Annotated in this window: 6 protein-coding genes; 2 read left to right on the forward strand and 4 right to left on the reverse strand. The window is 51.4% G+C overall.

The genetic code is table 11. The annotated features are described in order from the left end of the window. Positions 1-45: 45 nt before the first annotated feature. The 3 genes from NSQ73_RS24565 to NSQ73_RS24575 all read right to left on the reverse strand — a co-directional run bounded on the left by NSQ73_RS24565 (position 46) and on the right by NSQ73_RS24575 (position 8,287). Entirely contained in the window at positions 46-5,760 is a 5,715-nt protein-coding gene (locus NSQ73_RS24565) for a HAMP domain-containing protein (RefSeq protein WP_340988523.1), read from the reverse strand. A 17-nt stretch (positions 5,761-5,777) separates the two neighbouring features. Continuing rightward, the gene (locus tag NSQ73_RS24570) at positions 5,778-6,980 is read right to left on the reverse strand and encodes an ATP-binding protein (protein ID WP_340988524.1); all 1,203 of its coding nucleotides are present in this window, start codon (positions 6,978-6,980) and stop codon (positions 5,778-5,780) included. Positions 6,981-7,216: 236 nt separating this feature from the next. Further along, positions 7,217-8,287 (reverse strand): SGNH/GDSL hydrolase family protein, encoded by a 1,071-nt coding sequence (locus NSQ73_RS24575; protein WP_340988525.1) that lies wholly within the window; start codon positions 8,285-8,287, stop codon positions 7,217-7,219. A gap of 349 nt (positions 8,288-8,636) precedes the next feature. Here NSQ73_RS24575 and NSQ73_RS24580 point away from each other — a divergent pair, with 349 nt between their 5' ends. Beyond that, entirely contained in the window at positions 8,637-10,505 is a 1,869-nt protein-coding gene (locus NSQ73_RS24580; protein ID WP_340988526.1) for an ATP-dependent DNA helicase, read from the forward strand. 11 nt (positions 10,506-10,516) lie between these two features. Here NSQ73_RS24580 and NSQ73_RS24585 read toward each other — a convergent pair whose 3' ends face one another. Further along, entirely contained in the window at positions 10,517-11,797 is a 1,281-nt protein-coding gene (locus NSQ73_RS24585) for an MFS transporter (RefSeq protein ID WP_042134647.1), read from the reverse strand. A 231-nt stretch (positions 11,798-12,028) separates the two neighbouring features. Between NSQ73_RS24585 and NSQ73_RS24590 the strand changes: the two genes are divergently transcribed. Then, entirely contained in the window at positions 12,029-12,550 is a 522-nt protein-coding gene (locus NSQ73_RS24590; RefSeq protein ID WP_340988527.1) for a DUF3231 family protein, read from the forward strand. The last annotated feature ends 82 nt before the right edge of the window (positions 12,551-12,632 follow it).

The following is a 12,632-nucleotide window of genomic DNA, read 5'->3' on the forward strand; positions in this document are numbered from 1 at the left end:
AGCAGCCTTTTCACGGCTTTGGGGTCGGCTCCTTTTTTATAAATCTTAGTTACCGTTATCCAGCCATGTACGCATCATAGATAACAGCTGTGCACTGTTGACCGGTTTGGTAATGTAATCCGAGCAGCCTGCTTCGAGGCACAGCTCCCGGTCTCCCTTCATCGCTTTCGCCGTCAGCGCAAGAATGGGGAGGTCCTTGAATTCCGGCTTGAGCCGGATGGCACGGGTCGTTTCATAGCCGTCCATCCCCGGCATCATGATATCCATCAGGACAATTTCGATGTCTGGTGTCTGTTCCAGAAGAGTGATGGCATCCTGCCCGTTCTCCGCAGGGATGACCTTCATCTGATGACGTTCCAGAATGGAAGTGAGTGCGAAGATGTTCCGGATATCATCATCCACTACAAGCACTTTTTTGGACTCAATCATTTCATCCGAGTGATGCAGCTTAACCAGCTTATCCTTTGAACCGGACGGCAGGTTCTCCGCCTTGCGGTGCAGGAAGAGGGTCGTTTCATCGATCAGCTGGAGATTCGATTTCACCTCTTTGAGCACCGCCATTTTGACCAGCTCATCCCACTCGCTTTCTTCCGCCGGTGTCAGCTTCTTGCTCATGTGAACCAGGACGGGAACCTTTTTGTTCTTCGCGTTCTTGTACATATCCCGGATAAACCGGATGAGATTCATCTCCGGCAGGCCGCTGTCCAGTACCACACAATCGAATTCTTTGGTATTCATCTGGTTCAACGCTTTGCGTGCCGTGTCCACTGCCGTGAGACTGATATCAGGGTTGCTTAACAGCTCAATGATTTGCTTGCGCTCTTCCTCATTCTGGACCGCCACCAGCAGATTTCTGGTCTTCTTATCCGCAAACTGGTTCAGACGGTCGAGCGCGTTCTCCAGCTCTTCATTGGTCACCGGTTTGCGGAAGTAATCATGAGCGCCCCGCTGTAACAGCAGTACCTCATCCTCATCGACCGTCATCACACAAACCGGAATATGCCGCACCTCAATATCGTTCTTCAGCTGCTCGAGTACCAGCCAGCCGTCGGCGTCTCCGCCAAGATGCAGATCGAGTGTTATAGCAATCGGCTGGTACTTATGAACAAGCTCCAGCACATCATAGCCGCTGGATGTAATCACGGCTTTGATTCCTTTTTTATGGAGCAGATCCAGCATAATTTCATTGAACTTCTGGTCATCCTCAATTATCAGGAAGACACGGTCTCCCGGCTCGATCTGATCCCGGTCATCAAGGAACGTGTCATCTGCCAGCTTAGCCAGAGTACTTCTGCGTTTGGATGGGGTGATATCGATCACCTCCGGAACATGTGCCTTGGGGATCTCCGGTTCGGTGAATTCCGCTTCAGTAGGCAGGTACAGATTAAAGACGCTTCCTTTGCCCGCTTCACTGTACAGGGTGATTTCTCCGCCTAACATCTCGGCGATCTCGCGGGATATGGCAAGACCCAGGCCTGTCCCGCCGTATTCCCGGTTCGTGCTGCCATCTGCCTGCTGGAAGGCTTCGAAGATAATCTGCTGTTTCTCAGGCGGGATACCGATTCCCGTGTCGCTTACTGAGAAGCAGATCACCGTTTTGGCCCGCGTCAGCGATTCATTCTCCGGATGCCAGCCCTCGCCTGCTTTCCGGATCTGCAGCATGATCTGCCCTTGCTCCGTGAACTTAAAGGCGTTGGACAGCAGGTTCTTCAGAATTTGCTGAATCCGCTTGAAATCCGTTGCTATTCTGGCCGGCACGCCGGAATCAATGATGATCCGGTAGTCCAGCTTCTTGGCATCCACCATATGGCGGAAGGTACGGTCCAGCCCGTCTGTCAGCTCTGCCAGAGAAACCTCGCTGTAATCCGGCGTAATCGTGCCCGATTCGATTTTGGACAGATCCAGAATATCGTTGATAAGGTTAAGCAATTCAAGTCCGGAGTCCTGAATGGTCTTCGCGAACTTCACCTGAATCTCATGAAGATTCTCATCCGGGTTCTCGGCCAGCTGTTCTGCCAGGAGCAGCAGGGAATTCAGCGGGGTTCGCAGCTCATGCGACATGTTGGCCAGAAACTCGGATTTGTACTTGGACGTGAGCGCAAGCTGTTCCGCTTTCTCCTCCAGATAACGCTTGGCTACCTCTACCTCATGATTCTTGCTCTCCACTTCCGCCTTCTGCAGCACCAGCAGCTTCGCTTTATCCTCAAGCTCGTCATTCGTACTCCGCAGCTCCATCTGCTGCTTCTGGAGCTCCTCGGTGAGCGACTGTGATTGGATCAGCAATTCCTCCGTACGCTGGTTCGCCTGCATGGTGTTGATCACAATGCCGATGGATTCTGTAAGCTGATCCAGGAAGGCGATGTCGATATCACTATAAGGGCGGAAGGTGGCCAGCTCCAGTATCGCCAGCACCTGATCTTCGAAAATAATCGGCAGCAAAATAATATTAAGCGGGGTAGCTTCTCCCAATGCGGACGAGATCACAACATAATCACCCGGCACGTTGGTAAGCAGGATTCGCTGCTTCTCAATCAGACACTGGCCGACCAGCCCTTGCCCGGCCCGGAATTCATTCGCCAGATGCTTGCGGCTCTGATAAGCATAGCTGGCGAACAGCTTCAGAACCGCTTCACCGTTAGAAGGCTCATTGATGTAGAAGACCCCATGCTGCATAGATACAAGCGGAGCCAGCTCGGACAGGATCATACGGCTCACCGCATACAGATCTCTTTGCCCTTGCAGCATCCGTGAGAATTTGGCCAGGTTGGTTTTGAGCCAATCCTGCTCTGTATTAATCCGGGTCGTCTCCTTCAGGTTCCGGATCATTTCGTTAATATTATCTTTGAGTGTCGCGACTTCCCCGGAGGCGGATACGTCGATGGCCCGTGACAGATCGCCGTTCGTTACCGCCGTGGCAACATTCGTAATGGCCCGCACCTGCGTGGTAAGCGTACTCGCCATGTAGTTAACGTTGTCGGTCAGGTCACGCCACGTTCCTGCTGCTCCAGGCACACTGGCTTGTCCGCCCAGCTTCCCTTCGGCGCCTACCTCCCGCGCCACCGTGGTCACCTGGTCGGCGAAGGTCGCCAGTGTCTCGATCATATTATTGATGGTATCGGTCAGCTCGGCGATTTCACCTTTGGCTTCCACGGTCAGCTTCTGCTTCAGATTACCGTTCGCAACGGCAGTCACAACCTTGGCGATCCCGCGCACCTGATCCGTCAGATTGGTCGCCATAATGTTAACGTTGTCGGTCAGATCCTTCCAGATCCCCCCGACGCCGCGCACCTGGGCTTGTCCGCCCAGCTTACCGTCTGTACCGACCTCGCGCGCCACACGCGTAACCTCGGAAGCGAACGAATTCAGCTGGTCCACCATCGTATTAATCGTGTTCTTCAGCTCAAGCAGTTCGCCTTTAACGTCTACCGTAATCTTCTTGGACAGATCGCCGTTCGCTACCGCTGTCGTAACACCGGCAATGTTGCGCATCTGAATGGTCAGATTACTGGCCATGTAGTTGACCGTATCGGTCAGATCCTTCCAGGTACCGGAAACATCCTTAACTTCTGCCTGCGCGCCGAGTTTGCCATCCGTGCCGACCTCGCGCGCTACACGAGTAACCTCGGAGGCGAAGATGGAGAGCTGGTCCACCATGGTGTTGATCGTATTCTTCAGCTCCAGAATTTCACCTTTGACATCTACGGTAATCTTCTTGGACAGATCCCCTTTGGCTACCGCCGTCGTAACGTCCGCAATATTCCGCACCTGGTCCGTCAGATTCCGGGCCATATTATTTACGCCCTCGGTCAAGTCTTTCCAGGTTCCGCCGACGCCCTTCACCTGCGCCTGTCCGCCCAGTTTGCCGTCTGTACCTACCTCGCGGGCCACACGCGTCACCTCGGAGGAGAACATCGAGAGCTGGTCCACCATTGTATTGATGGTATTTTTGAGCTCCAGGATTTCGCCCTGTACATCGGCAGTGATTTTCTTGGACAGATCTCCGTTCGCTACTGCCGTCGTTACAACAGCAATGTTACGCACCTGATTGGTCAGGTTCGAGGCCATATAGTTTACACTCTCGGTCAAATCCCGCCAAGTCCCGGCAACGCCCTTAACCTGGGCCTGTCCGCCCAGCATGCCCTCGGTACCCACCTCGCGCGCCACACGGGTAACCTCGGAAGCGAAGGTAGAGAGCTGCTCCACCATGGTGTTAATTGTGTTCTTGAGCTCAAGGATTTCTCCGGTCGCATTTACCGTGATCTGCTTGGACAGGTCGCCCTTGGCCACCGCCGTCGTCACTTCAGCGATATTACGCACCTGATCGGTCAGGGTACCCGCCATAAAGTTAACGCTGTCCGTTAAATCCTTCCAGGTGCCGGATACGCCCTTCACATCCGCCTGACCGCCGAGAATTCCTTCCGTGGAGACCTCCCGCGCCACCCGTGTCACCTCAGAGGCGAAGTTGCTGAGCTGATCCACCATAATATTGATGGTGCTCTTCAACTGGAGAATTTCGCCTTTCGCATCGACAGTTATCGTCTTGGATAAGTCGCCCTTAGCGACAGCGGTTGTTACTTCAGCAATGTTACGCACCTGATTGGTTAAGTTCGAGGCCATGTAATTTACGCTTTCCGTCAAATCCCGCCAGGTGCCGGATACGCCTTTGACATCTGCCTGTCCGCCAAGGATCCCTTCCGTACCGACCTCACGCGCCATCCGGGTAACCTCGGAAGCGAAGGTCGACAGCTGATCCACCATCGTGTTGATGGTGTTCTTGAGCTCCAGAATTTCGCCCTGGACATCGGCAGTAATCTTCTTCGACAGATCGCCGTTTGCGACCGCAGTGGTCACAACCGCGATGTTACGCACCTGGTTGGTCAGGTTAGAGGCCATGTAGTTTACGCTTTCGGTTAGATCGCGCCATGTACCCGATACATCCTTCACGTCTGCCTGCCCGCCCAGCTTGCCCTCCGTACCAACCTCACGCGCTACACGAGTAACCTCGGAAGAGAACATGGAGAGCTGATCCACCATGGTGTTGATCGTATTTTTGAGCTCAAGGATTTCTCCCCGTGCATTTACTGTAATTTGCTTTGACAGATCACCGTTCGCCACAGCAGTCGTTACCGCCGCGATATTACGTACCTGATCCGTAAGGTTAGTCGCCATGTAATTCACGCTGTCAGTTAAGTCTTTCCAGGTTCCCGATACTCCTTTGACATCTGCCTGGCCGCCCAGAATCCCTTCCGTACCAACCTCGCGTGCTACCCGGGTAACCTCGGAGGCAAATGTGCTGAGCTGATTCACCATCATGTTAATATTGCTTGCCGTCCGCTGGAATTCACCAGTGAGCGGCCGCCCTTCGATCTCCAGCTCCACCTTCTGGGACAGATCGCCTTTGGCTACGGCGTTAATCACCCGGACCATCTCGCTGGTCGGTTGAATTAAGTCAATAACCATCCCGTTCAGCGAATCGGTAATGGTCTCCCAGGAGCCGCCCAGATTCTTCTGCACGAATCTGCGCGACAGATTACCTTCTTTACCGACCACCCTGGCTACTGTCTGGACTTCATTCACCAGACTCTCCTGAATATCCATGATCTCGTTGAAGGTATCCGCTACCTTACCGGCTATTCCCGTGCGGTCATAGGGCATTCTGTGGGAGAAGTTTCCTTTCTTCATCGCCATTAAGGCGTTGAGCAATTCGCCGGCATCAATCTGATCCCCGCTTATCTCTTTGCTTTGGTTCTGATCGCTCATAGTATCAACCCTGCCCCTTATGCATTATTTACTTGGAATTGTTTGACTGCAATTGTAAAAACAAAGGTGGCGCCAGGTTCATTCGACGGTTCTACCCGGATGCTGCCGCCCATTAATTCAACTAAAGATTTGCTGATCGATAATCCAAGCCCTGTGCCTCCGAACCTGCGTGTTGTAGAGGCATCCAGCTGGGAGAAGGGCTGGAACAGCTCGTTTATCTTATCCGGGGGAATTCCGATGCCCGTATCTTTAATTGTAAATTCAAGCGTAAGCGTATTCGCCTCTTCGGACAGCTTGTTAACCATTATGTATATACTGCCTTCATGGGTGAATTTCACTGCATTGCCCACCAGATTATTCAATACCTGACGGAGGCGGGTCATATCACCCGTTATATAAGGCGGAACCGAAGGATCTACGGTCACAGCCATCTCCAGTTTCCGCTCCCTGGTTTTGGCTGTGAACAAATCTATCGTTTCAGCCAGGCAGTCCTGAAGGGAGAACGGCGCCTCTTCCACTTCCATCTTTCCGGATTCAATTTTGGAATAATCGAGAATAGGATTGATGACCGAAAGCAGTGCATTGCTGCTCGTGTGGATAATTCCTGCCATCTCAGCGTATTCTTCCGGCAAATCGGAGGTGAGCAGCAGATCAGACATGCCTATGATCCCATTCAGCGGAGTCCGGATCTCATGGCTCATCATGGCCAGAAATTCCGATTTCACACGGGATGCGATTTCCGCCGCTTCCTTAGCCTCTCTGAGCTCCTGATTCGTTTTCTCCATCTGCTTCGCTTGTTGCTTGAGCATGTCGCTTTGGATCTGCAGGGTTTTGTTAGCTTCATACATACTGACATAGCCCTCGATTTTGGATTTGAACAGCTGCGGGACGAAGGGCTTCGTCATATAATCCATTGCACCGACCGAATAGCCTGCGAAGATATCCTCCATTGTATTACTGGTCGCTGTCATAAAGATGATAGGCACGTAATTGTTTTTCTCCCGGGTCCGGATGAGGCGTGCCGTCTCCAGCCCGTCCATTCCCGGCATTTGCACATCCATGACGATGACGGCAAATTCTTCTTCCAATAAACAGCGCAAAGCCTCTACCCCGGAATATGCCCGAAACAGATGATATGGTTCTCCGCTTAGAACAGCCTCAATGGCAAGCAAGTTTTCGGGGTGATCGTCTACGAGAAGGATGTTGACTGGGAAATCCATGAGGACCCTCACTTTCCGACTTGTGGCTTGCTGACGTTTATATTTCGAAAATATAGCTTATATACCCATAATTTCAAATAACGAAACTCCCTTTACCCTTATAGCTTTCCCATTGTTCTCTATGTATTCACCAGTGTAGGAAAAACAAAAAAAGCGATCGTCCGGAGACGGGCCGCTTTCTTCCTTTAGGCAATATTCAGAGCAGATATTATTCTGCCCAATCATGCTTCCCTGTATCACCAATCCATAAGCCCCTTGATATGAGCCGTCAGCTTCCGGGCAGCTTTACTGTGCGTAGCTTGGGAAGGATGGGAGTCGGAGGCGTATCCATCCGCTGCCTCCTGCACGTCAAATTTCATGGCAGAAATATTGCTGTCTCCTGTTTCTTGCATATATCCCTTCACTGCCTGTTCGACATAAGGATACAATCTGTCTCCCATGATGCCCAGCGTGCACAGAATGGGTGTGCGGGGGTTATTGCGTCTGACCATTTTGAGGAATTCAGCATACTCCCCGGCATATTCCGTCTGCTTGCCGGTATCGTCTCTGGTGTAGGAATCATCATTCGTTCCGAGATTGATGACAATCAGATCGGGCACAAACCTGTTGAAATCCCAACGAATATCCTGGGGCAGCAGAACGCCGTCAAATTTACCCTCGGACTTGCCTACCCGTTCATAATAATCCGGGAGAAGATGTGTCAGCAGCCGTTGATCGGTTTCTGTGTATCCTGTAATAATGCCATAGCCGCTATACGAAACCATACTATAGTCCGCATCAAGATGGCGGGCCGTCAGATAAGCATAGCTTTTGGTGACATCTTCTGTAGCTGTGGAGAAGGAATGCAGCCCGTCCTCATCATCCACGCCGTAGCCGCAGGTAATGGAATCGCCGATGAATTCGATCTTATGTACTTTTGCCGGAGCCGGTTTGATTCCATCCGCTGCATGGACAGCAATCTCCTGAATCCCTGCCGTTGACATTGCCGCCTCAGACAGCTTGGTGACCTTTACCCTGACCTCCTGCTCCGTCTCGCTCTCAAATATCGTATACGTTCTAAGCAGCGTGTCCAGCTGGTCGTCAATGACCCGTACTCCGTTTACACAGATGCCAATCCTGGCCAGATTATTACCGGTTAAGGCAATATTATCAGCTTTCAATGTAATCTCCGCTTTGGTGCCATAGAATGAAAATTCGATACCGCTGCCGGAGAGTGCCAGCCACAGCACATCATTGCTGTAATGCGTCCGGCCGGTCAATTTCACATGTGTCTCCGCAGGTTTGAATACTTGCGCGTGTTCTGTCATCTTTAAACCTTCCTTCCCGCTCTATAACAGTAACAGTAGCAGGCGCGCCTTTTGTTTTCAAGAACTGTCTGACAAAGAGACTGGAGCATTCCACGAATCTGTTACATTCTAACCCTTGACTGTTAGCGCTTCATCTATGATAATAACAACCTCACCCAAATAGATTCGGGACAGGCACATCATTGATTATAGAAAAGGGGCGGTCGTTATCAGCTGGTTAAATGATCTCTATAAATTACAGAAGCGGGAGCTGAAAAAGGACATCGAACCCGCTCTGGTCAATGCCATCTTCCGGATGTATGACCGGTTTCCGAGGATCGGTCTCACAGAGAGGCTCGGCCAGCAGGATATGTCTCTGGATATCGCGGATGCTTATGTACATAGCCGCAATGCGATGATTGAAGCCGGAGTCGGCATCGGCAAGTCTTTTGCCTACCTTATCCCCGGCCTGCTCATTAACCAGATCTCCCGGCAGCCGGTCATTATTGCCACCTCCTCCATCCAGCTCTCCGAACAGATCCATAAAGATCTGCGGTTCATCGGCAACCGGCTCGGGTTCACCTCAGTCCGCTCCGTAGTCGGGAAAGGTATGGGGCAATATGCCTGCCGGTACAGGGCAGCTGAACTAATCAAGCCGGATGCTGCTGCTCCCCCCCTGTCTGCGCTTGCCGAACGTATTGTGAATTACGGGATCGATGAGCGGGCAGATATTGAGGGCGGTGTTAGTGACGCGGTATGGTCCGGAGTTTGTGTGAATGATTGCAAATTTGAGCAATGCCATTACCGGAGCACCTGCTCGTTCTACGAGATGAGGGCCAAAATTAATGCCGGCCCCGGCGACATGGATTTCATCATCGTTAATCAGGACCTGCTTATCCGTGACCTGATTAAGAAGAAGGAGGGAACCAAGGGCTTAATTGCGGAACGGCCGGCGCTGATCGTAATAGATGAAGCGCATAATCTCGAAGCAAAGGTCAGAGATGCAAGAACGCTCGAATTCACCTTCCGGGGAACCTGCCGCATACTGGAGGACGCCTTACAGATTCTTTTCAGGCAATCCGCAGATAAGGAGCTAATGGCACAATATAAATTCATAAAAAGATGCGCCGGGGATATTTTCAGACAGGTAGAGGCGGATCTGCTGCACACAGCCAAGCAGGACAATGACCGGATCAAAGTATCGGAGATTACAGGAGTCCCGCTGCAGCAGGGAATTCAGGTATTGAGAGAGTTCAGTCTCAGCCTGTCCGTCCTCACTTCCCGGCGTGAGCGGGAGATTGACAATGCTTTTGAAGCCATGAACGGACTTATCGGCCTCTTTGCTGTACTCGCCGGAGCGGAGGACAACTATCTGATCTGGGCAAGCCATACGCGGGGGGAGAGCACGGTCAGCATCTGTCCCAAAGGCATAAGCCAGTTCCTGAAACACAGCCTGTTTAACGGGAAGACCTCTGTCATCTTAACGTCAGCAACCCTGTGCCAGACCGGGGATACGCTGGAGGAACAATATGCTTATCTGACAGAGTCGCTCGGATACCGGGGAGATTATATGGAGCGCCAGGCTTCACCGTTTGATTACGATAACCACACCCTGATGTACATTGCCAGGAACGTTCCCTACTATAACCACAACAACCGGGAAGCCTATCTGGAAGCAGCGTACAAGGAGATGCTGAGACTCTGCAATTTGACGGACGGGCGGACACTGGTGCTTTTCTCGGCCAAAGAGGATATGAAGTACATTCATCAGAAGCTAAGCGCCGAGAAGCTTAACTGGGCGCTGCATGTGCAGAGGGAAGGCTCGTCCCAGGATGGGGTAATCGCTGAATTCCGGGCCAGTAAAGGCGTTCTGCTGAGTACGGGGGTATTCTGGGAGGGCGTAAATATCGCAGGCTCCGATTTATCGCAGTTAATTGTGGTCCGGCTCCCTTTCCCGGTCCCTGCCGATCCGGTCTATGAATATAAGGCCTCTTTGGCTGAGACCCCCTTGAAAGACGTATTCGTCCCGGACATGCTACTCCGGTTGAGGCAGGGCACGGGACGTCTGATCCGCAGTGAAACGGACCTGGGTGTGCTCAGTATCCTCGATTCCCGCCTGTCCGCCGGAGCCCGTAAGGACTACCGGGATAAGGTGCTGGGAGCTTTGCCCTTCAAGCGGGTTACCGAGGATTTCAGGGTGCTGGAGAAGTTTGTACAGGAGAAATTTGATAAGATTTGATATCAACCGCTCTAACGGACACGCTGGCGCATCGGATTTGCTTTTTTATGCTTCATGCTGGTTTGCTTCAGATTGTTCTCGCCTCCAGCCTCTCCTTTGCTTGGAGTAACGGCGAAAAAGGACAGAAGCCCGCCAGCCGCCCCTACGGCTGCCATAGTACCGAATAAAACCCAATGTCCCCGGTTCATTAGAAGTGACACGACCGGCGGGCCCAGTGCAACCCCGATAAATCTCATGCTGCTGTATAAGGAGGTGATTGTACCACGGTTCTCTTTTTCAATCCCCTCCGTGATCAGCGCATCCATGCAGGGCAGAACCACACCAATCCCGACACCGCTTAAACTTAAGAAGCCTACCATGAAGTATATATTCTGGCTAAAGCCTGTTATCAGCATAGCTGCTGTAAGCACCGCCATACCTCCGAAACCGAGCCATTTCATTAACAGCTTGTTTTTGCCGATGATTTTGCCGCTTCCGTAAGAGGCCAGACACAGAAGGGCAAGGGGAATGGCCAGTACAAATCCCTTGGAGGCCCCATGCAGATTATACTCCGACTCCAGCGTCTCCGATAAATAGAACAGCACACCAAAGGTTGCGAACATACAGATTCCGCCTATCGCAAATATGGCATACAGCCAGCGGCCCCTTTCATGCAGGATTTCTTTAATGCCGGTTAAGAATTGCCCGATGCTTTTCTTTTCGGCCTTCTCCTCTGACTTTGGTTTCTTGACGAGAAACACAACAAGCGCAAAGGAAATCAGACACAAGGCCGGAATCGCGATGAAGGGTGCATACCATAGCAATGTACCGAGATACGCGCCGAGGATCGGACTTAATACTTTGCCGAAGGTGTTGGAGGTTTCAATGATTCCCAATCCTTTACTAACCTCTTTCTCATCCTTGAACAGATCGCCTACGAAGGGAAGGACGATCGGAAAGGCTCCTGCGGCTCCAATCCCCTGGACTAGACGCCCTCCGAGGATGACCCAGTAGGCAGTTACTCCGGTTAAGAACCAGGCAGCAGCAACACAAATAGCTCCGCCTATGGCCGCAAGGATGAGACTGGGCAGGATAACGATTTTACGTCCAAAGCGGTCTGACAGATAACCGGCAACCGGAATCATCAAGATGGCGATCAGGCCATACACCGTGATGATCATACTGACCTGAAAAGCATTGATACCAAGCTTTTTGGAGATCTGCGGCAGAATAGGCAACAGCATGGAATTGCCAAGTGTCATGATTAACGGAATGGAAGCAAGTGCAATTAATGCTCCTTTTGAACCTTTCATGGCGAACCACCTTCTTTGTAATCACATCCTGCTTATTGTGGTTCATACGGCATTATTTATACACCTTGCAGGGAGATATTGATGCTGTTCATTGAACAAAAAAGGGAGGTCCGGCTGAGATTATGTAGCAATATTATGAATTTAGATTGTATCGGTGAAAATGCTGCAACATCCATCTTCTTTGCGGGCATGCTAGTTCTTGTTCAAATCCAACAATAAAGGAGTTTATTTATGACAGGAATTTTAGGCGGTAACCCCAAAGAAGAACCGATGCACTATGGAGAAATCTTCACGGTCTGGCAAGCCTCGATGGTAGCCAAGGGAGCATTGTCGTGTTACAGAGCTTATATGTATCACGCCGGCGATAACGATCTCAAAAAAATATTAGGAACATTAATTGATCAGGCAGAGCTGGAAATCAGTGAGTGCGATACTCTGCTCACCGAGCAGGGTCTTGCCTCTGCACCGGTAATGCCAGACCGGCCGGAAGCCAAGCTTGAGGATATCCCTGTGGGGGCACGGTTCACAGATCCTGAAATAGCTGCCAAACTTGCTGCTGATACCGCTACAGGACTTGTAGCATGCAGTCAGGCTATGGGACAATCCATCCGCGAAGATATCGGGGCCTTATTTGCCAAATACCACCTTACCAAAGCAGCCATAGGCGTTAAAATTCTGCATTTGAATAAGAAGAAGGGCTGGCTGATTCCACCGCCTCTTCTAACTAAAAGACCTGAAACTGTTAGAGTGTAAACTGTTTACACTCAACATCCCAAAAGAGGGCCCGCGATCTTTCGCGGGCCCTCTTTTGGTTGTCCTATATCCACCTTTGCCA

The sequence above is a fragment of the Paenibacillus sp. FSL R10-2736 genome (genome assembly GCF_038000245.1).
In the GTDB taxonomy this organism is placed as follows: Bacteria; Bacillota; Bacilli; order Paenibacillales; family Paenibacillaceae; genus Paenibacillus_AQ; species Paenibacillus_AQ phytohabitans.